Origin of the sequence: Burkholderia pseudomultivorans, assembly GCF_001718415.1 — a bacterium.
Lineage (GTDB): Bacteria > Pseudomonadota > Gammaproteobacteria > Burkholderiales > Burkholderiaceae > Burkholderia > Burkholderia pseudomultivorans_A.
This window is the reverse complement of record NZ_CP013378.1, coordinates 3,306,630-3,326,799: the sequence shown is the minus strand read 5'-3', so window position 1 is coordinate 3,326,799 and position 20,170 is coordinate 3,306,630. Positions and strand designations below refer to the sequence as shown.

General features: G+C 69.6%; 19 protein-coding genes. 14 read left to right on the top strand and 5 right to left on the bottom strand.

Annotated elements, in window-relative coordinates:
• Positions 1 to 6: 6 nt before the first annotated feature.
• The 4 genes from thrC (at position 7) to moaE (ending at position 3,702) form a co-directional block, all read left to right on the top strand.
• On the top strand, positions 7 to 1,458 hold the full coding sequence (thrC, locus tag WS57_RS27645; RefSeq protein ID WP_040127531.1) for a threonine synthase: 1,452 nt from the start codon (positions 7 to 9) through the stop codon (positions 1,456 to 1,458).
• 189 nt (positions 1,459 to 1,647) lie between these two features.
• A complete protein-coding gene (gene glp, locus WS57_RS27640; protein WP_059512727.1) occupies positions 1,648 to 2,895 on the top strand; it encodes a gephyrin-like molybdotransferase Glp in 1,248 nt (415 codons plus the stop codon).
• Between the two features lie 17 nt (positions 2,896 to 2,912).
• Complete coding sequence (gene moaD / locus WS57_RS27635) at positions 2,913 to 3,170, top strand: molybdopterin converting factor subunit 1 (protein WP_009694689.1); 258 nt, start codon at positions 2,913 to 2,915, stop codon at positions 3,168 to 3,170.
• Positions 3,171 to 3,225: 55 nt separating this feature from the next.
• On the top strand, positions 3,226 to 3,702 hold the full coding sequence (gene moaE, locus WS57_RS27630) for a molybdopterin synthase catalytic subunit MoaE (protein WP_009694690.1): 477 nt from the start codon (positions 3,226 to 3,228) through the stop codon (positions 3,700 to 3,702).
• A gap of 74 nt (positions 3,703 to 3,776) precedes the next feature.
• Here the strand turns inward: moaE and WS57_RS27625 are convergent, their stop codons facing one another.
• Positions 3,777 to 4,349: a group III truncated hemoglobin gene (locus WS57_RS27625; RefSeq protein WP_069245118.1), complete on the bottom strand. Its 573-nt coding sequence runs from the start codon at positions 4,347 to 4,349 to the stop codon at positions 3,777 to 3,779.
• A gap of 207 nt (positions 4,350 to 4,556) precedes the next feature.
• On the opposite strand from WS57_RS27625, the gene WS57_RS27620 reads away from it, so the two are divergent.
• Complete coding sequence (locus WS57_RS27620) at positions 4,557 to 5,063, top strand: Rrf2 family transcriptional regulator (protein ID WP_059512723.1); 507 nt, start codon at positions 4,557 to 4,559, stop codon at positions 5,061 to 5,063.
• Positions 5,064 to 5,218: 155 nt separating this feature from the next.
• Positions 5,219 to 7,816 carry an ATP-dependent chaperone ClpB gene (gene clpB, locus WS57_RS27615; RefSeq protein WP_059512721.1) on the top strand — a complete coding sequence of 866 codons (2,598 nt, stop codon included), beginning with the start codon at positions 5,219 to 5,221 and terminating at the stop codon, positions 7,814 to 7,816.
• A 115-nt stretch (positions 7,817 to 7,931) separates the two neighbouring features.
• Here clpB and WS57_RS27610 read toward each other — a convergent pair whose 3' ends face one another.
• Complete coding sequence (locus tag WS57_RS27610) at positions 7,932 to 8,363, bottom strand: YidB family protein (protein WP_059477749.1); 432 nt, start codon at positions 8,361 to 8,363, stop codon at positions 7,932 to 7,934.
• A gap of 88 nt (positions 8,364 to 8,451) precedes the next feature.
• On the bottom strand, positions 8,452 to 9,063 hold the full coding sequence (locus tag WS57_RS27605) for a ComEA family DNA-binding protein (RefSeq protein ID WP_009694700.1): 612 nt from the start codon (positions 9,061 to 9,063) through the stop codon (positions 8,452 to 8,454).
• A 281-nt stretch (positions 9,064 to 9,344) separates the two neighbouring features.
• On the opposite strand from WS57_RS27605, the gene WS57_RS27600 reads away from it, so the two are divergent.
• Positions 9,345 to 9,806: a MerR family transcriptional regulator gene (locus WS57_RS27600; RefSeq protein WP_009694701.1), complete on the top strand. Its 462-nt coding sequence runs from the start codon at positions 9,345 to 9,347 to the stop codon at positions 9,804 to 9,806.
• Positions 9,790 to 10,224, top strand: a complete 435-nt coding sequence (locus WS57_RS27595; protein ID WP_009694702.1) for a carboxymuconolactone decarboxylase family protein — start codon at positions 9,790 to 9,792, stop codon at positions 10,222 to 10,224. Before WS57_RS27600 ends, WS57_RS27595 begins: the two co-directional genes overlap by 17 nt.
• 13 nt (positions 10,225 to 10,237) lie before the next feature.
• Here WS57_RS27595 and WS57_RS27590 read toward each other — a convergent pair whose 3' ends face one another.
• Positions 10,238 to 12,157 carry a sigma-54-dependent Fis family transcriptional regulator gene (locus WS57_RS27590; RefSeq protein WP_059512717.1) on the bottom strand — a complete coding sequence of 640 codons (1,920 nt, stop codon included), beginning with the start codon at positions 12,155 to 12,157 and terminating at the stop codon, positions 10,238 to 10,240.
• Positions 12,158 to 12,691: 534 nt separating this feature from the next.
• On the opposite strand from WS57_RS27590, the gene WS57_RS27585 reads away from it, so the two are divergent.
• The 6 genes from WS57_RS27585 (at position 12,692) to lipA (ending at position 18,797) form a co-directional block, all read left to right on the top strand.
• On the top strand, positions 12,692 to 13,744 hold the full coding sequence (locus tag WS57_RS27585) for an ATP-NAD kinase family protein (RefSeq protein WP_059512866.1): 1,053 nt from the start codon (positions 12,692 to 12,694) through the stop codon (positions 13,742 to 13,744).
• A 40-nt stretch (positions 13,745 to 13,784) separates the two neighbouring features.
• Positions 13,785 to 14,561: an SDR family NAD(P)-dependent oxidoreductase gene (locus WS57_RS27580; protein ID WP_059601953.1), complete on the top strand. Its 777-nt coding sequence runs from the start codon at positions 13,785 to 13,787 to the stop codon at positions 14,559 to 14,561.
• A 95-nt stretch (positions 14,562 to 14,656) separates the two neighbouring features.
• Positions 14,657 to 15,640, top strand: coding sequence for a thiamine pyrophosphate-dependent dehydrogenase E1 component subunit alpha (locus WS57_RS27575; protein WP_009687050.1), 984 nt, complete (start codon positions 14,657 to 14,659; stop codon positions 15,638 to 15,640).
• Between the two features lie 64 nt (positions 15,641 to 15,704).
• Positions 15,705 to 16,709, top strand: a complete 1,005-nt coding sequence (locus WS57_RS27570; RefSeq protein WP_009687051.1) for an alpha-ketoacid dehydrogenase subunit beta — start codon at positions 15,705 to 15,707, stop codon at positions 16,707 to 16,709.
• A gap of 4 nt (positions 16,710 to 16,713) precedes the next feature.
• Positions 16,714 to 17,829: an acetoin dehydrogenase dihydrolipoyllysine-residue acetyltransferase subunit gene (locus tag WS57_RS27565; RefSeq protein WP_069245117.1), complete on the top strand. Its 1,116-nt coding sequence runs from the start codon at positions 16,714 to 16,716 to the stop codon at positions 17,827 to 17,829.
• Between the two features lie 2 nt (positions 17,830 to 17,831).
• On the top strand, positions 17,832 to 18,797 hold the full coding sequence (gene lipA / locus WS57_RS27560; RefSeq protein WP_059512713.1) for a lipoyl synthase: 966 nt from the start codon (positions 17,832 to 17,834) through the stop codon (positions 18,795 to 18,797).
• A gap of 15 nt (positions 18,798 to 18,812) precedes the next feature.
• Here the strand turns inward: lipA and WS57_RS27555 are convergent, their stop codons facing one another.
• Positions 18,813 to 20,168: an MATE family efflux transporter gene (locus WS57_RS27555; RefSeq protein ID WP_059477740.1), complete on the bottom strand. Its 1,356-nt coding sequence runs from the start codon at positions 20,166 to 20,168 to the stop codon at positions 18,813 to 18,815.
• Positions 20,169 to 20,170: the final 2 nt, after the last annotated feature.

Here is a 20,170-nt window from a genome sequence, read left to right as displayed (position 1 = left end):
GACGACATGAACTACATCTCCACGCGCGGCGCCGGCATCGGCGAGCGCCACACGTTCTCCGACATCCTGCTCGGCGGTCTCGCGAAGGACGGCGGGCTCTACCTGCCCGCCGACTATCCGAAGGTGTCCGCCGACGAACTCGCGCGCTGGCGCACGCTGCCGTACGCGGATCTCGCGTTCGAGATCCTGTCGAAGTTCTGCGACGACGTGCCGGCCGACGACCTGCGCGCGATCACGCGCCGCACGTACACGGCCGACGTGTACCGCAACACGCGCCACGGCGAAAACGCGGCCGACATCACGCCGCTGAAGACGCTCGGCGCCGAGCACGGCGCGCCGCTGTCGCTGCTCGAGCTGTCGAACGGCCCGACGCTCGCGTTCAAGGACATGGCGATGCAGCTGCTCGGCAACCTGTTCGAGTACACGCTGGCCAAGCACGGCGAGACGCTGAACATCCTCGGCGCGACCTCCGGCGACACCGGCAGCGCGGCCGAATACGCGATGCGCGGCAAGGCCGGCGTGCGCGTGTTCATGCTGTCGCCGCACAAGAAGATGAGCGCGTTCCAGACGGCGCAGATGTACAGCCTGCAGGATCCGAACATCTTCAATCTCGCGGTCGAAGGCGTGTTCGACGATTGCCAGGACATCGTGAAGGCCGTGTCCAACGATCACGCGTTCAAGGCGCAGCAGAAGATCGGCACGGTCAACTCGATCAACTGGGCGCGCGTCGTCGCGCAGGTCGTGTACTACTTCAAGGGCTATTTCGCGGCGACGCGCTCGAACGACGAGCGCGTGTCGTTCACGGTGCCGTCGGGCAACTTCGGCAACGTCTGCGCGGGCCATATCGCGCGGATGATGGGGCTGCCGATCGCGAAGCTGGTGGTCGCGACCAACGAGAACGACGTGCTCGACGAGTTCTTCCGCACCGGCGCGTATCGCGTGCGCAGCGCCGAGAACACCTATCACACGAGCAGCCCGAGCATGGACATCTCGAAGGCGTCGAACTTCGAGCGCTTCGTGTTCGACCTGCTCGGCCGCGACCCCGCGCGCGTGGTGCAGCTGTTCCGCGACGTCGAGGAGAAGGGCGGCTTCGATCTCGCGGCGAGCGGCGATTTCGCGCGCGTCGCCGAGTTCGGCTTCGTGTCGGGTCGCAGCAGCCATGCGGACCGTCTCGCGACGATCCGCGACGTGTTCTCGCGCTACGGCACGACGATCGACACGCATACGGCCGACGGCGTGAAGGTCGCGCGCGAGCATCTGGATGCGGGCGTGCCGATGATCGTGCTCGAGACCGCGCAGCCGATCAAGTTCGGCGAGACGATCCGCGAGGCGCTCGATCGCGAGCCGGAGCGTCCGGCCGCGTTCGACGGGCTCGAGGCGCTGCCGCAGCGCTTCGAGGTCGTGAAGGCCGACGCGCAGCAGGTGAAGGAGTTCATCGCCGCGCATACGGGCGCATGACGTGACGCCGGGCCGCGCGCCCGGCGGCGTCGGACGGCCGGAATGCCGATTCGTCGAACGGATCGGGGTTCCGGCCGTTTTGCTTGGCGTTCGCGCCGATCACGATTTCCGCATGACCGCCATATCGCGCGCCCGCGCGACGGCGTCGCTACAATGACGTATTGCCTTCCACGATCTCCGATTCCATCGATGTCGAACCCGAATCCCGCGGCGCCGCGCGCGCCGATGCTGTCGACCGCCGAGGCGCTGGCCGCGCTGCTCGACGCGGCGAAGCCGCTGGCCGGCGCTGAAACCGTGGCCACGCTCGACGCGCTCGGCCGCGCGCTGGCGGCCGACGTGAGCTCGCCGCTCGACGTGCCGCCGATGCATACGAGCGCGATGGACGGCTATGCGGTGCGTGTCGCCGACCTGCTGCACGGCGAGCGCCGCCTGCCCGTCTCGCAGCGCATCCCGGCCGGCCATCCGGCCGCGCCGCTCGCGGCCGGCACGGCCGCCCGGATCTTCACGGGCGCGACGGTGCCGCCCGGCGCCGACGCGGTCGTGATGCAGGAGCAGACCGCCATCGACGGCGACGCGGTCGAGATCCTGCATACGCCGAAGGCCGGCGAATGGATCACCGCCCAGGGCGCCGACATCCGGCAGGGCGCCGTGATCCTGCCGGCCGGCACGCGGCTCACGCCGCAGGCGCTGGGCCTTGCCGCGTCGGTCGGCTGCGCGCAGCTGCCGGTCGCGCGGCGGATCCGCGTCGCGGTGTTCTTCACCGGCGACGAGCTGACGATGCCCGGCGAGCCGCTCAAGCCCGGTGCGATCTACAACTCGAACCGCTTCACGCTGCGCGGGCTGCTGGAACGGCTCGGCTGCCACGTGACCGACTACGGGATCGTGCCCGATTCGCTCGCCGCGACGCGCGACACGCTGCGCGAAGCCGCGCGCGACCATGACGTGATCCTGACGAGCGGCGGCGTGTCAGTCGGCGACGAAGACCACGTGAAGCCGGCCGTCGAGGCCGAAGGGCGGCTCGCGCTGTGGCAGATCGCGATGAAGCCCGGCAAGCCGCTCGCCTACGGCGCGGTGCGCCGCGGCGACGCGCGCGGCGATGCGCACTTCATCGGCCTGCCCGGCAACCCCGTATCGAGTTTCGTCACCTTCCTGCTGTTCGTCCGGCCGTTCCTGCTGCGGCTGTCGGGCGTGCGCGACGTCGCGCCGCGCGCGCTGTCGCTGCGCGCCGATTTCTCGCAGCACAAGGGCGACCGGCGCAACGAATTCCTGCGCGCGCGCGTGAACGCGGCGGGCGGCCTCGACCTGTTCCCGAACCAGAGCTCGGCGGTGCTGACCTCGACGGTCTGGGGCGACGGCCTGATCGACAATCCGCCGCAGCACGCGATCAGCGCGGGCGAGACCGTGCGTTTCATTCCGTTTTCCGAACTGCTGTCCTGACGCGACGGCTTCCCGACATGAAGATTCAACTGAAATTCTTTGCAAGCGTGCGCGAGGCGCTGGGCGTGGCCGACGAGCAGGTCGACGTGCCGGACGGCGTGAACACCGTCGGCGACGTGCGGGCCTGGCTGCGTGTGCGCGGCGGCGCGTGGGCCGACACGCTCGCCGAAGGGCGCGCGCTGCGCATGGCTTGCAACCACGAGATGACCGATGCGGGCACGCGGCTCACCGAAGGCTGCGAGGTCGCGTTCTTCCCGCCGGTGACGGGCGGTTGAGCGCGACGATGCCCGGCACCCGCAGCGCCGGCGCCAGGCCGGCAGGAGGCAAGTGATGGCGACGGTACGAGTCCAGGCCGACGACTTCGATCTGAACGCCGAAGTGGCGGCGCTGCGCGCGCGCAATCCGAAGATCGGCGCCGTGGCCTGCTTCGTCGGCACGGTGCGCGACCTGAACGAAGGCGAGTCGGTCGCCGCGATGGAGCTCGAGCACTATCCGGGCATGACCGAAAAGGCGCTCGAGAAGATCGCGGCGGAGGCGGGCCGGCGCTGGCCCGGCATCGATGTCGCGATCGTGCATCGCGTCGGCAAGCTGTATCCGCTCGACCAGATCGTGCTGGTCGCGACGGTCGCGTCGCATCGCGGCGACGCGTTCGCGTCGTGCGAGTTCGTGATGGATTATCTGAAGACGGAAGCGCCGTTCTGGAAGAAGGAAACGACGCCGGAAGGCGAGCGCTGGGTCGACGCGCGCAGCACCGACGATGCGGCGCTCGCCCGCTGGGGCGTCGAATCGGGCAATGCGCCGCGCTGAGCGCGGGTGCCCGGCAGCGCGAATGCGGCCGCGGGCGATGGCCGCGCCGCTGCGGCTTTTGGCCGCACGCGGCGTCAGGCGTCCGGGTCGCTGCCGCGTCCGATGATCTTCGCCGGAAACGGCTCGCCGCGTGCGCGCGACGGCAGGCGATGCGGGGCGCCGTCCGGCGCGTCGCCGTCCGCGTCCCGTCGCGGCGCGATTGCGTCGAGCAGCGCCTGCTGCTCGGGCGGAATCCGGTAATCCCAGCCGAACCGGCTCAGTTGCAGGCTCTGCGCGATTCGCAGCGCGGGTTCCATGAAGCGGACCGCCGCGGGCGGCGTGTAGCGTGCGTCGACGGTCTTCAGGAACAGCGACAGCCAGCGGCTGAAATGGGCGGGCTCGAGCCCGTCGAGCGGCTGGTGCGCCTGCTGCACGTTGCCGCGGTAGCCTTTGGTGCCGAGCACGAGGCTCGACCAGAAGCCGACCATCTTCGGCAGATGATCGTCCCAGCGGCCGGCCAGCTTCGCGTCGAACACGGGCCCGAGCAGCGGATCCGCACGCACGCGGTCGTAGAACGCGTAGACGAGGTCGCGGATATTGGCTTCGGTCGGCTCGGCGTCGCGCGGGCGGGCCGGTGCAGTGTCGGGTGAGGCGAGTGTGGCGGTCATGGCGAAAAGGGGGCGGGCATCCGGAGCGGCGGCACGGGCGAAGCGCGCGACGCCGGCGGGATTTTGCCGCAAAATAGCGGCCACTTGCCCGTGAAAAACGTATAGATGGAATGCATCTTATTGCGTGCGCGCCTTCCAGGCAACCCGGCGCCGTGAAACAGCGCGCCACGTGTAACAGGGCATGATCAGTCACCACCGTATTCGCCGATGAGACTCACCGACTACACCGACTATTCGCTGCGCGTGATGCTGTACCTGGCCGTACACGGCGAGGGACTCGCGACGATCCAGGAGATCTCGGACGCATACGGCATCTCGAAGAATCATCTGATGAAGGTCGTGCAGCGGCTCGGCGAGCTGGGCTGGGTCGACACGGTGCGCGGCCGCAACGGCGGCCTGCGGCTGTTCCCTGCGTCGCTGCGGTTGACGGTCGGCGAGGTCGTGCGCGCGACCGAAGCCGATTTCGCGCTGGTCGGCTGCTTCGCGGCCGACGCCGGGTCGCGCGGCTGCGTGATCGAGCCGCAGTGCCGCCTCAAGGGCGTGCTGGCCGCCGCGCGCGACGCGTTCTTCGCCGAGCTCGACCGTCACACGCTTGGGGAACTGGCTGCCCCCGCGTCGTCGCTCGTGTCGCTGCTCGGCATCCGGCCGATCGCGGTCGTGCGCGCCGAGCCGGCGGAGGCCGGATCCGCCGAACCGCCGTCGAAGGCCGACTGAGCCGCCGGCCTGGCTGCCCGCCTCGTTCCGCCCCTCATTCGGGGTGCCCCGTCGCCGCCGGGCGTTTTTTTGCGCCGAATCAACCCGAATTCCGCTTGAAAGCCGCATAACCATCCTCACTTTGGTGTTAATCGAAAATTGGAGGTCTCGACTAAATGAGAATCGACAAGCTCACCACCAAGTTCCAGGAAGCACTCGCGGACGCCCAGAGCCTCGCGGCCGGCCGCGACAATCAATACATCGAACCCGTTCACGTCCTCGCGGCGCTGGTCGCGCAGCAGGACGGCTCGGCCCGCTCGCTGATGTCGCGCGCGGGCGTCCACGTGCAGGCGCTGCAAGGCGCGCTGAACGAGGCGATCTCGCGTCTGCCGCAAGTGACGGGCACCGGCGGCGACATCCAGATCGGCCGTGAACTGGCCGGCCTGCTGAACCAGGCCGACAAGGAAGCGCAGAAGCTCAACGACACGTTCATCGCGAGCGAGATGTTCCTGCTCGCGGTGTCCGACGACAAGGGCGAGGCCGGCAAGCTCGCGCGCCAGCACGGCCTCACGCGCAAGGCGCTCGAAGCCGCGATCGCCGCGGTGCGCGGCGGCTCGCAGGTGCACAGCCAGGACGCGGAAAGCCAGCGCGAGGCGCTGAAGAAGTACACGGTCGACCTGACCGAGCGCGCCCGCGCGGGCAAGCTCGACCCGGTGATCGGCCGCGACGACGAAATCCGCCGCTCGATCCAGATCCTGCAGCGCCGCACCAAGAACAATCCGGTGCTGATCGGCGAGCCGGGCGTCGGCAAGACCGCGATCGTCGAAGGGCTCGCGCAGCGGATCGTCAACGGCGAAGTGCCGGAGACGCTGAAGGGCAAGCGCGTGCTGTCGCTCGACATGGCCGCGCTGCTCGCCGGCGCGAAGTATCGCGGCGAGTTCGAGGAGCGCCTGAAGGCCGTGCTCAACGACATCGCGAAGGACGAAGGCCAGACGATCGTGTTCATCGACGAGATCCACACGATGGTCGGCGCGGGCAAGGCCGAAGGCGCGATGGATGCGGGCAACATGCTGAAGCCGGCGCTGTCGCGCGGCGAGCTGCACTGCATCGGCGCGACCACGCTCGACGAATACCGCAAGTACATCGAGAAGGATGCCGCGCTCGAGCGCCGCTTCCAGAAGGTGCTCGTCGACGAGCCGAGCGTCGAGGCGACCATCGCGATCCTGCGCGGGCTGCAGGAGAAGTACGAACTGCACCACGGCGTCGACATCACCGACCCGGCGATCGTCGCCGCGGCCGAGCTGTCGCACCGCTACATCACCGACCGTTTCCTGCCGGACAAGGCAATCGACCTGATCGACGAAGCCGCTTCGAAGATCAAGATGGAAATCGATTCGAAGCCCGAAGAAATGGACAAGCTCGACCGCCGGCTGATCCAGCTGAAGATCGAGCGCGAAGCGGTGAAGAAGGAGCAGGACGAAGCGTCGCAGAAGCGCCTGCAGCTGATCGAGGAAGAGATCGAGCGGCTCGGCCGCGAGTATGCGGACCTCGAGGAGATCTGGACCGCCGAGAAGGCCGCGGTGCAGGGCAGCGCGCAGCTCAAGGAAGAGATCGAGAAGGTGCGCGCCGACATCGCGCGGCTGCAGCGTGAAGGCAAGCTGGAGAAGGTCGCCGAACTGCAGTACGGCAAGCTGCCGCAGCTCGAGGCGCAACTGAAGCAGGTCACGCAGGCCGAAGAGCAGGAACAGCACAGCCCGACGCGGCCGCGCCTGCTGCGCACGCAGGTCGGCGCCGAGGAAATCGCGGAAGTCGTGTCGCGGGCGACCGGGATTCCGGTGTCGCGGATGATGCAGGGCGAGCGCGAGAAGCTGCTGCATATCGAGGAGAAGCTGCACGAGCGCGTGGTCGGCCAGGACGAGGCGATCAATGCGGTCGCCGACGCGATCCGCCGCTCGCGCGCGGGTCTCGCCGATCCGAACCGTCCGTACGGCTCGTTCCTGTTCCTCGGCCCGACGGGCGTCGGCAAGACCGAGCTGTGCAAGGCGCTGGCGTCGTTCCTGTTCGACTCGGAAGAGCACCTGATCCGCATCGACATGAGCGAGTTCATGGAGAAGCACAGCGTCGCGCGGCTGATCGGCGCGCCGCCGGGCTATGTCGGCTACGAGGAGGGCGGCTACCTGACGGAAGCCGTGCGCCGCAAGCCGTACAGCGTGATCCTGCTCGACGAGATCGAGAAGGCGCACCCGGACGTGTTCAACGTGCTGCTGCAGGTGCTCGACGACGGCCGCATGACGGACGGGCAGGGTCGCACGGTCGACTTCAAGAACACCGTGATCGTGATGACGTCGAACCTCGGGTCGCAGGTGATCCAGGCGATGGCGGAGTCGCCGCAGGAAGAGATCAAGGACGCGGTGTGGCTCGAGGTGAAGCAGCACTTCCGCCCCGAGTTCCTGAACCGGATCGACGACGTCGTCGTGTTCCACGCGCTCGACCGCCGCAACATCGAGTCGATCGCGAAGATCCAGCTCGCGCGCCTGCACGACCGGCTTGCGAAGCTCGACATGGCGCTCGACGTGTCGGAAGCGGCGCTCGAGCAGATCGCGAAGGTCGGCTACGATCCGCTGTTCGGCGCGCGGCCGCTGAAGCGCGCGATCCAGCAGGAGATCGAGAACCCGGTCGCGAAGCTGATCCTCGCGGGTCGCTTCGGTCCGAAGGACGTGATCCCGGTCGACGTCAACGACGGCCAGTTCGTGTTCGACCGCGTCGTGCACTGATCGCCATCGGCCCACGCCCGGTTCGCGCCGGGCGCGCAAAAACGAACACCCCGCCTCGGCGGGGTGTTTGCTTATGGGGCAGCGCGACGGCTGCCGAGCCGCGCAGGCCGCGCGCTCAGGCCTGCTTGCTGCCGCCGAACATGCCGGCCAGCTGCGACAGCGCGCCGAGCACGTTCGACGTGTCGACCTGGCCGTCGGCCGGCACTTCGCCGTTCGGCGTCGCATGGTTCACGACGTGCGGCAGCACCTGCGCGAGGATCGACGACGCCTGGCCCGGATCGATCCCGACCTTGCTCGCCAGCGCGCCGATCGCGTCCGAGCCGAGCACGTTCTGCAGCGTGTCGGGCGAGATCGGCTGGTTCTGGCCGTTGCCGACCCACGAGCCGATGATCTCGCCGGCGCCGCCGGCCTTGAACTTCTCGATCAGGCCGTTCAGCCCGCCCGGCTGGTTGTTGATGAATTCGAGCGCGGTCGCGATGAGCGCGCTTTGCGAGTTGCCGCCGGCCTGGCCGCCGATCAGACCGCCGACGATGTCGAGAAGACCCATGGTTGTTCACCTTCACTGAAAAGGGCGCCGTGACGACGGCGCCCGTTGAAAGAATGCCGCGCGCACGCCATCGTGCACGCGGCGCATGTCAGGCGCCCGACGCCGCGGCGGCGGAGGCGGCCTTGTCCTTCTTGCTCTTCTTCTTCGAACCCTTCGTCGCCTTCGTCGACGAAGCGGCGGCCGGCGCGCTCGCGCCCGCATCGACGGACGCCGCTGCGGCGGCTGCCGCCTTTTCCTTCTTCGACGCGCGCTTGCTCCTGGCCGGCTTGGTCGCCGCGTCCGGCGCGCTCGCGGCCGGCGTCGGGGCGGTGGCCGTGGTGCCGGCCGTCGCGGTCGTCGACGTCGATGCGGTGCCTGCCGACGTCGTCGTCGACGTGGTGGCCGAGGTCGTCGCGGCCGGCTTCGACAGCTTCACGCCCTTCGGCGGCGTCGAGGACCCGCCGATCGTCAGGCCGTTTTCCTCGAGGTGCCCGACCGACTTCGTGCCGAGGCCCTTCACGCGGTTGGCGAGATCGTCGGCATCCTTGAACGGGCCGTTCTTGGTGCGTTCGTCGATGATCGCCTTCGACTTCACCGGCCCGAGACCCTTCACGGATTCGAGCGCGGCCTGGTCGGCCGTGTTGACCTCGACCGCCGCGGCAAGGCCGGCGGCAAGCGACAGCGACAGCGCAACGAACAGCATCAGCAGCTTTTTCAGCATGGCAAAGGCTCCCTGGTTCCGGTTCTGGCGGATGAATGGCGGTTGCAACGGACGACCGTGCGCGGCGTGGCCGTGCGTCGCCGTTAAGCATAGGACAAATGCGTGCCCTTTTTAAGACAAGCTGTCCGAATCTTGCTGAAGGCTTGCGCCGCTGTAAAGGCCGAATGCCGCGCCGGGCGGCGATTTTGACGATTCTTTACGGTGTCCGTGCCAATCGACGCACTGGCCGTTCGACAGCGCTTGACTTAGAGTGAACTCTAACTCCTAACCTTGAGCGTGCCATGTCGATCACCGCATCCCAACCTTCCGCCGCCGGTCCGCTGACGATCGGTCAAGTCGCCGAGCTGATGGGCGTGTCGACGCATACGTTGCGGTATTACGAGCAGGCCGGCCTGCTGCGCGCGATTTCGCGCACGGCGGCCGGGCACCGGCTCTATGCGCCGGCCGATCTCGACTGGCTCGCGTTCGTGATGCGCCTGAAGGCGACCGGCATGCCGATCGCGCAGATGCAGCAGTTCGCGGCGCTGCGCGCACAAGGCGAGCCGACGCTCGCCGCGCGGCGTCGGCTGCTCGTTGCGCATCGCGATGCGGTGCGCGCGCATATCGCGGAGCTGCAGGCGAGCCTCGACGCAATCGGCGACAAGATCGCGCACTACGAGGCGCTGGAGCGTGGGACGGAACGACAGGCGAGTACTTCTCATTCACTCACGGAGCAGGACGAACATCATGGAACGACTCGTTGAAGACCGCTACGCGCGCGGCTGGGACAAGCTCAAGGAAATCGACGGCGAAGCAGGCGAGCGCGTCATCGCGGCGCTCGAGCCGATCGCGCCGGATTTCAGCCGGCTGCTGATCGAGTTCGCGTTCGGCGACATCTACAGCCGGCCGCAACTCGACCTGCGGGCGCGCGAGATCGCGACGATCGCCGCGCTGGCCGCACTCGGCAACGCGCAGCCGCAGTTGAAGGTGCATGTCGAGGCCGCGCTGAACGTCGGCTGCACGCGCGACGAGATCGTCGAGGTGTTCATGCAGATGGCCGTCTACGCAGGCATGCCGGCCGCGCTCAACGCGCTGTTCGCCGCACACGAGGTGTTCCGGCAGCGCGACGCGCAGACCGGCGCCGCTAACGCCATGCGCGACGCGCCCGCGCACACCGCATGACGCAAGCGGCGCATCACGCGCGATGCGGCGCGACGATCCGGTGCTTGGCGATGCGCCGGTACAGCGTCGCGCGCGAAATGCCGAGCGCCTGCGCGGCCGCGTCGGGCCGCCAGCGGTGTGCGGTGAGCGCCGCGACGATGCGGCCGCGTTCGTCGTCGGGCAGGGCGCCGCCGCTCGCCTCGGCGCCCAGTTGCGCCGCGAGATCGGCCGGCAGGTCGCGCCGCGTCACGCGCGCGCCGTCGCACACCGCGCACGCGTAGCGCATCACGTTGCGCAACTGCCGCACGTTGCCGGGCCACGGGTATGCGGCGAGCTGCTCGGCGAGCGTCGCGTCGAGCGTGAGCACGTGGCCGGTCGCCTGCGCTTCCTCGGCGAAGACGGCGGCGATCACGTCGCGCACGTCGGCCCGTGCGCGTAGCGGCGGCAGCTCGAAGGTCGCGCCGCTCAGCCGGTAATAGAGGTCCTCGCGGAACGTGCCGTCCGCGACCATCTGCACGAGATCGCGGTGCGTCGCGCAGATCACGTCGAGATCGACGCGCACCGGCGTGTCGCTGCCGAGCGGCACGACCTCGCCGTCGGCGAGCACGCGCAGCAGGCGCGTTTGCAGCGCGAGCGGCATGTCGCCGATTTCGTCGAGAAACAGCGTGCCGCCGTCGGCCTGCGCGATCTTGCCGCGCGCGCCATGCTTGCGCGCGCCGGTGAACGCACCGGCCGCATAGCCGAACAGTTCGCTCTCGATCAGCGCTTCCGGCAGCGCGCCGCAGTTGACGGCGACGAACGGCCGCGTGCGGCGCGCGCCGGCATCATGAATCGCGCGTGCGAATACCTCCTTGCCCGCGCCGGTTTCACCGAGCACGAGAATCGGCAGCCGTTTGCTCGCGACGCGCAGCGCCAGTTCGGCCTGCTGGGCGATCTGCGTGTCGCTGCTGCGCAGGAACGGCGTCAGCGCGCCGACCTGGCGTTCGGCGGTGCCCGGGCGGCGCGTGGCCGCCCCCGCTTCGCGGCCGGTGCGGCGCAGCGGCGCGCGTAGCCGCGCATAGAGCGGCGCGCCGGTCGCGCGCAGCCGCAGCGCGACGATCGCGTCGAGGCGCGCGGCGTCGCGCAGCGGCATCTCGGTCGCGTCGAAGATTTCGTCGATATGGCGCGGCTCGCGCAGCGCCGGCAGCGCGTCGCGCGCATGCCGGTTCGCGGCGACGATGTTGCCGCATTCGTCGAACGCGATCAGCCACTCCGGCTGCGCCTCGACATAGTGACGGTTCGGATGCCCGAACAATATCCAGTGCTGCGCGGTGCTGTGCACGAAATACCCGTCTTCGATCAGCGCCGCGCTCTGCCGCACCAGCTGGTAGACGAGGCGCTGGCTGTCGCGGCTGTCGGGCGACTGCACGGCCGACGCGTCGAGCACGCCGATCAGTTCGCCGCCCGGCGCGAAGATCGGCGCCGCGCTGCAGGTCAGCGTCGTGAACGCCGCGCGGAAATGATCGGTCTTGTGCACGGTGATCGGCGCGAGGTCGGTCAGCACGCTGGCGACGCCGCAGGTGCCTTCCTCGCTCTCCGACCAGCACGAGCCGATATGCAGCCCCGCGTGACGGAAATCGTTGCGGCGCTCGCGATCGATCCGGTAGTCGATCGTCACGCCGTGCGCGTCGGTCAGCATCACGCAGTAGTCGGCCACGCGAATCATCTCGTGCAGACGCGTCAGGCACTGGCCGGACGCGCGCAGGAACGCCTCCTCCTTGTCGCGCACCTCGCGCAGCTCGGCCGCGGTCAGCACGCGCGGCCCGATCGACGATGCCGGGTCGAGCCGGTAGCGCTCGAGCGAGCGCTGCCACGACGACACGAGACGCGTCGAATCGGCCGGCGCGGGCAGGCGTCCGGCGAGCGCGCCCAGCACGCGGTCGGCATGCTGGGCCTGGGGAACGACGTAGGGCATGGTCGGCTCCGGTCCGTACGGCGGGGAATTCGATGTTCTTGTAGCACATCCGTCGCGGCGGATCACATTGCGCCGCAGCACGCGGCACGCGTGAGACGTTCGTCTCAGCGGCGTCTCGCCCGATCTCGCATCGCTGAGACGCGCGCACGCGCGGCATCCGGTCTGCGGACGAATCGCGCTGATGCGCGCCGGCCCGCGACGCGCGCGGGTTTGCACGCGAAACGACGCGTGTCGGCGGGCGGCGGCGCGCGCGTGTCGCGATGCCGATCGCCTGAGACGTCGCAGCGGATTCGCGGCATCCGGCGCCGCTTCGACCTCGCGCAAAACGGCCGCGCACGCCCGCCGCGCCAGCACCGGCGCGGCTGTCGTCGCGCGCGCGGGCACCATGGCACGCCGCTTGCAGAGATGACGGGCAAGTCCGACGCGGTCGCGTCGGCGACGACGATCCGCAGCCCGGCGACGGCAGCGGACGAGACAGACAGGCCGGAGCAGGCGCGCGAGCGCCGCACCGGCGCACTGGATGGAGACAAGCCCGTGACGACGCCCGTTACCGTCGGCGTGATCGCAAACCCCGCATCGGGGCGCGACATCCGCCGCCTCACGACGCATGCATCGGTATTCCCGACGGCCGAGAAGGCCAACATGATCGTGCGCCTGCTGGCCGGCCTCGGCGCGATGGGCGTCGAGCGCGTGCTGACGCTGCGCGACCGCACGGGCATCGCGACGCTGCTGCTGCGCGCGATCGACACGCATCGCGCGGTCGCGCCGCACGAACGCTGGCCCGAAGTCGAATTCGTCGACCTGCCGATCACCGGCACCGTCGCCGACACGCAGGCCGGCGCCGCCTACATGCACCGCAACGAAGTCGCGCTGATCGTCGTGCTCGGCGGCGACGGCACCCATCGCGCGGTGGCCGCGCACTGCGGCGCGACGCCGCTCGTCGCGCTGTCGACCGGCACCAACAACGCCTTTCCCGAACATCGCGAGGCGACCGTCGCCGGCGTCGCCGCCGGGCTCGCGGCGACCGGCGCCGTGCCGCCCGAGGTCGCGCTGTCGCGCAACAAGCGGCTCGTCGTGCGCTGCGTGGCGGGCCCGGAAGCGGGACGCGAGGAGATTGCGCTGGTCGACGTCTGCGCCGCGCGGCAGCGCTTCGTCGGCGCGCGCGCGATCTCGGGGCCCGACGACATCGACTCGCTCTACCTGACCTTCGCCGAGCCGGACGGCATCGGCCTGTCCGCGCTCGGCGGCGCGTGGGCGCCGCTCGAGCGCAGCGCGCCGCACGGGCTCGCGATGCGCTTCGCCGGCGAAGGCAAGACGGCCGGCACGCCGCTCGTCGCGCCGATCGCGCCGGGCCGCGTCGACCGCGTCGTGATGCGCAGCTGCGAGCGGCTCGAGCCGGGCGCGTGGCAGACGATCCCGTTCGAGCAGGGCACGCTCGCGTTCGACGGCGAGCGCGAGATCGAGGTCGCGCGCGGCGACCGCTACGAGATCGCGCTCGACTGGCGCGGCCCGCTGACCATCGACGTCGGCCGCACGCTGCGCCATGCATCGTCGCGGCAACTGCTGCGCGACGCCGGGCGCGACTGAACGCGCACCGCCTTTTACATCGATCACAGGAGACATCGCCATGCCAGCCCCACTCGCAGGACAGGTCGCCATCGTCACCGGCGCCGCACGCGGCATCGGCCGCGGCATTGCACTGACACTCGCCGGCGCGGGCGCCGACATCCTGCTGGCCGACCTGCTCGACGATGCGCTCGACGCCACCGCGCGCGAGGTGCGCGCGCTCGGCCGGCGCGCAGCGGTTGCGAAGGTCGACGTCACGCAGGCCGCGCAGGTCGACGCGATGGTCGCGCAGGCGCTCGCCGAACTCGGCCGGCTCGACATCCTCGTCAACTGCGCGGGCGTGATCAGCATCCATCCGGTCGAAGCGCTGACCGAACGCGACTGGGATTTCGTGATGGACGTGAACGCGAAGGGCACGTTTCTCGGTTGCCGCGCCGCGCTGCCGCACCTGAAGGCGCAGCGCAGCGGCCGGATCATCAACGTCGCGTCGATCGCCGGCAAGGAAGGCTTTCCGAATCTCGCGCACTACAGCGCCTCGAAGTTCGCGGTCGTCGGCTTCACGAACGCGCTCGCGAAGGAACTCGCGCGCGACGGCGTGACCGTCAACGCGATCTGTCCCGGCATCGTGCGCACCTACATGTGGGACCGGCTTTCCGACGAGTGGAAGGCCGACGGCGAGTCGGTCGAGGAATCGTGGCAGCGGCATCAGCTGACGCTGATTCCGCAAGGCCGCGCGCAGACGCCCGAAGACATGGGCCGGCTCGCGCTGTTCTTCGCGACGATGGACAACGTGACGGGCCAGGCCGTGAACGTCGACGGCGGCTTCACGTTCCATTGACGGCCGCGGCGGGCCGTCGCCGAGTACATCGAGCAATCCGTCGCCACGGCGCTGCCGCGGCGGCATTCGCAGTCAGACCTACCTAGGAGACACACATGTCCGTTTCGACACAGCTCAGCAGGGACACGCTGCTGGAGGCATACCGGCTGATGCGCACGATCCGCGAATTCGAGGAGCGCCTGCACGTCGAGTTCGCGACCGGCGAGATTCCCGGCTTCGTTCACCTGTATGCGGGCGAGGAGGCGTCCGCGGTCGGCACGATGATGCATCTCGGCATCGCCGACTATGTCGCGACCACGCACCGCGGCCACGGCCACTGCATCGCGAAGGGCGTCGACGTGCACGGGATGATGGCCGAGATCTACGGCAAGAAGACCGGCGTCTGCCACGGCAAGGGCGGCTCGATGCATATCGCGGACCTGTCGATGGGGATGCTCGGCGCGAACGGCATCGTCGGTGCGGGCGGGCCGCTCGTATGCGGCGCGGCGCTCGCGGCGAAACACAAGAAGACGGGTGGCGTCGGCGTGTGTTTCTTCGGCGACGGCGCCTCGAACCAGGGCGTGATCTTCGAATCGATGAACCTCGCGTCGGTGTGGCGGCTGCCCGCGATCTTCGTCGCCGAGAACAACGGCTACGCGGAAGCGACCTCGTCGAGCTGGTCGGTCGCGACCGACAACATCGCCGATCGCGCGAACGGTTTCGGGATGCCGGGCGTGATCGTCGACGGCTTCGACTTCTTCGCGGTGCACGAGGCGCTCGGCGAGGCCGTCGAACGCGCGCGCAACGGCGGCGGCCCGACGCTCGTCGAGGTGAAGTTCACGCGCTACTTCGGCCACTTCGAAGGCGATGCGCAGACCTATCGCGCGCCGGGCGAGGTGCAGAAGCTGCGCGACGAGAAGGACTGCCTGAAGCATTTCGAGTCGCGCGTGGTGCGCGCCGAAGCGCTGACGAGCGGCGAACTGCGCGCGGTCGACGCACAGGTGAAGACGCTGATCGACGACGCGGTCGCGCAGGCGAAGGCCGCGCCGCTGCCCGACGCGGCCGACCTGCTGACCGACGTCTACGTGTCGTATCCGTGAGCGCGGCGCACCACCGCGCAACCTAACGGCCGACACGGCGAACCGAATATTCCAGGAGACAGACATGGCAAGGAAGATCACTTATTCGCAGGCGATCAACGAGGCGCTCGCGCAGGAGATGGCGCGCGACGACAGCGTGATCGTGATGGGCGAGGACAACGCAGGCGGCGCGGGCGCGCCGGGCGAGGACGACGCATGGGGCGGCGTGCTCGGCGTGACGAAGGGGCTGTTCCACAAGTTCCCGGGCCGCGTGCTCGACACACCGCTGTCGGAAGGCGGCTACATCGGCGCGGCGGTCGGCGCGGCCGCGTGCGGGATGCGGCCCGTCGCGGAACTGATGTTCATCGATTTCATGGGCGTGTGCTTCGACCAGATCTTCAACCAGGCCGCGAAATTCCGCTACATGTTCGGCGGCAAGGCGGTGACGCCGGTCGTGATCCGCGCGATGTACGGCGCGGGCCTGCGCGCGGCGGCGCAGCACTCGCAGATGCTCACGTCGCTGTTTACGCATATCCCGGGGCTGAAGGTCGTGTGCCCGTCGACGCCGTACGACGCGAAGGGTCTGCTGATCCAGTCGATCCGCGACAACGATCCGGTGATCTTCCTCGAGCACAAGCTGCTCTATACGCGTGAAGGCGACGTGCCCGAGGAGTCCTATGCAATTCCGTTCGGCGAGGCGAACGTGATGCGCGACGGCGACGACGCGACGATCGTCACCTACGGCCGGATGGTGCATCTCGCGATGGACGCGGCCGCGAAGCTCGCGAAGGACGGCATTCAGGTCGACGTGATCGACCTGCGCACGACCTCGCCGCTCGACGAGGAGACGATTCTCGAAAGCGCGGCGCGCACCGGGCGCGTGGTGGTGGTCGACGAGGCGAACCCGCGCTGCTCGATCGCGACCGACATCGCCGCGCTGGTCGCGCAGCGCGCGTTTCGGACGCTCAAGGCGCCGATCGAGCTGGTGACCGCGCCGCACACGCCCGCGCCGTTCGCGAGCGTGCTCGAAGACCTGTATATCCCGTCCGCCGATGCGATCGCGCAGGCGGTACTGAAGACGAGGAGCTGACACGATGTCGATTCACATGATCACGATGCCCAAGTGGGGGCTGTCGATGGAGCAGGGGCAGGTCAACGGCTGGCTGAAGGCCGTCGGCGAGCGCGTGACCAAGGGCGACGAGGTGCTCGACGTCGAGACCGACAAGATCTCGTCGGGCGTCGAGTGCGCGTTCGACGGCACGCTGCGCCGGCAGGTCGCGCAGGAGGGCGAGACGCTGCCGGTCGGCGCGCTGCTCGGCGTCGTCGCGGCCGCGGACGCGAGCGATGCCGACATCGACGCGGCGATCGCCGAGTTCCAGCGCGATTTCACGCCGAGCGCGGCGTCCGACGAAGCGGCGGGTCCGCAGCCGGAGAAGGCGCAGATCGGCGGCCGGACGGTGCGCTTCCTGAAGCTCGGCGACGGTACGGGCGCGCCCGCCGTGCTGATCCACGGCTTCGGCGGCGACCTGAACAACTGGCTGTTCAACCACGCGGAGCTCGCCGCGAGCCGGCCGGTATGGGCGCTCGACCTGCCCGGGCACGGCGAGTCCGGCAAGGCGGTCGAGACCGGCAGCCTCGACGAACTGGCCGACGCGGTGCTCGCGCTGCTCGACGCGAAAGGCATCGACCAGGCCCACCTGATCGGCCATTCGATGGGCGGTGCGGTCGCGATGACGGCGGCCGAGCGCGCGCCGGGCCGCGTCGCGTCGCTGACGCTGATCGCCAGCGCGGGGCTTGGCACCGAGATCAACCGCGACTATATCGACGGCTTCGTCGCCGGCAACAGCCGCAACACGCTGAAGCCGCATCTCGGTGCGCTGTTTGCGGACGGCGCGCTGGTCACGCGGCAGCTCGTCGACGATCTCGTCAAGTACAAGCGGCTCGAAGGCGTGCAGGCCGCGCTCGAGAAGATCGCGGACGCGGCCTTCGACGGCGCGACGCAGCGGCGCGTGTTCCGCGACCGGCTCGTGTCGCTTGCGCCGCGCACGCTGGTGATCTGGGGCGAGCGCGACCAGGTGATCCCCGCGCAGCACGCGCAGGGCTTGCCGGACGGCGTGCGGGCCGAGGTGATCACGGGCAGCGGCCACATGGTACAGATGGAGGCGGCCACCGAGGTGAACCGCCTGATCGCCGCGTTCCTCGGAGACTGACGATGGCTGCCGCGCTCGAACGACCCAGCCTCACCGCGCTCGGCCAGCCGGGCGCGAGAAGCCGCGACAAGCTCGCGCGCATTCCGGTGCGCGTCGAGCCTGCGGCCGGCGCGGCGCTGCCGAAGCCGCCGTGGCTGCGTGCGCGGCCGATGATGAGCGCGGCGGTCGCCGACATGGCGGCCGTGCTGCGCGACCACCGGCTGCATTCCGTCTGCGAGGAGGCGATGTGCCCGAACATCGGCGAATGCTTCGCGCAGCGCACCGCGACCTTCATGATCATGGGTGGCCTGTGCACGCGGCGCTGCCCGTTCTGCGACGTCGCGCACGGACGTCCCGAGCCGCTCGATCCCGACGAGCCGGCGCGGCTCGCCGACGCGGTCGCGGCGCTCGGGCTGCGCTACGTCGTGATCACGTCGGTCGATCGCGACGATCTGCGCGACGGCGGCGCCGCGCACTTCGCCGCCTGCATCGCCGCGGTGCGCGCGAGCACGCCGGGAATCGGCGTCGAGGTGCTGACGCCCGACTTCCGCGGCCGGGTCGCGCGCGCGCTCGATGCGTTGTCGGTCGCGTGGCCGGACGTGTTCAACCACAACATCGAGACGGTGCCGTCGCTGTATCGCGCCGCGCGTCCCGGCGCCGACTATCGCGGCTCGCTCGAACTGCTCGCGCGCGCGAAGGACGCGCATCCGTCGCTCGTGACGAAGTCGGGCCTGATGCTCGGGCTCGGCGAGCGCGACGACGAGGTGCGCGACACGCTGCGCGACCTGCGTGCGCATCGCGTCGACGTGCTGACGCTCGGCCAGTATCTCGCGCCGTCCGAGCATCATTTGCCGGTGCGGCGCTACGTGAGCCCCGACGCGTTCGACGCATGGCGCGAACAGGGGCTGGCGCTCGGTTTCAGGGAAGTCGTGGCCGGGCCGCTCGTGCGGTCGTCGTATCACGCGGCCGAGGTGCTGGAAGACGCGTAGCGGGCGGGTGGGGCGCTACGCGTGCGCGGACAGCTGCGCGCGCCCGACGTGGCGCAGGTACAGCGCGAGGCCCGCGCCCGCGAGCATCAGGCTGACGGTGTTCGCGAACCAGAAGCCGCGCGCACCGGTCAGCCAGGCCGGCGCGATCCCGCCGACGTCGAAGCCGAGCAGGTAGCCGCCGCCAAGCCCGACGCCCCACAGCGCGACCGCATAGATCACGGTCGGCACGACCGCGACCTTGTACGCGCGCAGCACGAACGCCGAGGTGATCTGCAGCGCGTCGAAGAAGTGATAGCAGGTGACGATCGCGACGAGCGGCATTGCGGCGGCCGCGACGGCCGGATTGGGCGTGTAGCCGCCGACGATCAGCGGCCGCAGCGCGAACACGATTACGCCGTACGCGGCGGCGACGCCGCATGCGAGCATCACGCCGTGGCGGCCGAGCAGGCGCGCCTCGTCGGGCCGGCCGGCGCCGAGCGCGCGTGCGACCAGCGTCGACGCGGCGACGCCGATCGACAGCGGCGTCATGTACAGCACCGCGCCGATATTGCCGGCGATCTGGTGGCCGGCAAGCGTGGTCGTGCCGAACTGCGCGATGAACAGCGCCATGCAGGTGTACGACGTGACCTCGATCAGGTACGACAGCCCCATCGGCACGCCGAGCCGGAGGATCGCCTTCTGGCGCGCCCAGACGGGCCAGCAGAAGCGCGAGAAGATCGCGAGCGGCGCGAACACGTCGAGCCTGGCGAGCAGCGTGAAGCCGATCAGCGCGAGCGCCCAGTTGATCAGCGTGCTCGCGAGCCCGCAGCCGGGGCCGCCGAGCGCCGGCACGCCGAAGCCGCCGAAGATGAACCAGACGTTGAGCGGAAACTTCAGCAGCAGCGCGCCGATCTGCAGGATCATCGCGAGCCGCGGCTTGCCGGCCGCGTTGGTCAGTGCGTTGTAGATGCGAAATACGAGGCTCGCCGGCAGGCCGTAAGAGAGGATCCTCAGATAGTCGATCGTGCGGTCGTGGAGCGCGGCGGGCGCGTGCGCGACGCGCAGCAGCGGTTCGGGAAAATGCAGCAGCAGGAAGCCCGGCGTCGCGAGCAGCAGCGCGAGCCACAGCGCCTGGCGGACTTCCTCGCCAATCTCGGCGTAGCGGCGTGCGCCGTACAGCTGGCCCGTGATCGGCTGCAGTGCGGACAGGATGCCGGTCAGGCCGATATAGACGGAGACATAGATCGACGAACCGAGCCCGAGCGCGGCGAGATCGACGGCCGAATAGCGGCCGACCATCGCGGTGTCGATCACGCCGAACGCGATGATCGCGAGCTGGCCGACCAGCACCGGCCACGCGAGGCCGACGATCCGGCGGATGTCGCCGAGCATCG

Bases quoted from the DNA above. Each gene is read 5' to 3' on its own strand.
- thrC (WP_040127531.1), top strand. From the start codon at position 7: ATGAACTACATCTCCACGCGCGGCGCCGGCATCGGCGAGCGCCACACG.
- glp (WP_059512727.1), top strand. From the start codon at position 1,648: ATGTCGAACCCGAATCCCGCGGCGCCGCGCGCGCCGATGCTGTCGACC.
- moaD (WP_009694689.1), top strand. From the start codon at position 2,913: ATGAAGATTCAACTGAAATTCTTTGCAAGCGTGCGCGAGGCGCTGGGC.
- moaE (WP_009694690.1), top strand. From the start codon at position 3,226: ATGGCGACGGTACGAGTCCAGGCCGACGACTTCGATCTGAACGCCGAA.
- WS57_RS27625 (WP_069245118.1), bottom strand. From the start codon at position 4,349: ATGACCGCCACACTCGCCTCACCCGACACTGCACCGGCCCGCCCGCGC.
- WS57_RS27620 (WP_059512723.1), top strand. From the start codon at position 4,557: ATGAGACTCACCGACTACACCGACTATTCGCTGCGCGTGATGCTGTAC.
- clpB (WP_059512721.1), top strand. From the start codon at position 5,219: ATGAGAATCGACAAGCTCACCACCAAGTTCCAGGAAGCACTCGCGGAC.
- WS57_RS27610 (WP_059477749.1), bottom strand. From the start codon at position 8,363: ATGGGTCTTCTCGACATCGTCGGCGGTCTGATCGGCGGCCAGGCCGGC.
- WS57_RS27605 (WP_009694700.1), bottom strand. From the start codon at position 9,063: ATGCTGAAAAAGCTGCTGATGCTGTTCGTTGCGCTGTCGCTGTCGCTT.
- WS57_RS27600 (WP_009694701.1), top strand. From the start codon at position 9,345: ATGTCGATCACCGCATCCCAACCTTCCGCCGCCGGTCCGCTGACGATC.
- WS57_RS27595 (WP_009694702.1), top strand. From the start codon at position 9,790: ATGGAACGACTCGTTGAAGACCGCTACGCGCGCGGCTGGGACAAGCTC.
- WS57_RS27590 (WP_059512717.1), bottom strand. From the start codon at position 12,157: ATGCCCTACGTCGTTCCCCAGGCCCAGCATGCCGACCGCGTGCTGGGC.
- WS57_RS27580 (WP_059601953.1), top strand. From the start codon at position 13,785: ATGCCAGCCCCACTCGCAGGACAGGTCGCCATCGTCACCGGCGCCGCA.
- WS57_RS27575 (WP_009687050.1), top strand. From the start codon at position 14,657: ATGTCCGTTTCGACACAGCTCAGCAGGGACACGCTGCTGGAGGCATAC.
- WS57_RS27570 (WP_009687051.1), top strand. From the start codon at position 15,705: ATGGCAAGGAAGATCACTTATTCGCAGGCGATCAACGAGGCGCTCGCG.
- WS57_RS27565 (WP_069245117.1), top strand. From the start codon at position 16,714: ATGTCGATTCACATGATCACGATGCCCAAGTGGGGGCTGTCGATGGAG.
- lipA (WP_059512713.1), top strand. From the start codon at position 17,832: ATGGCTGCCGCGCTCGAACGACCCAGCCTCACCGCGCTCGGCCAGCCG.
- WS57_RS27555 (WP_059477740.1), bottom strand. From the start codon at position 20,168: ATGCTCGGCGACATCCGCCGGATCGTCGGCCTCGCGTGGCCGGTGCTG.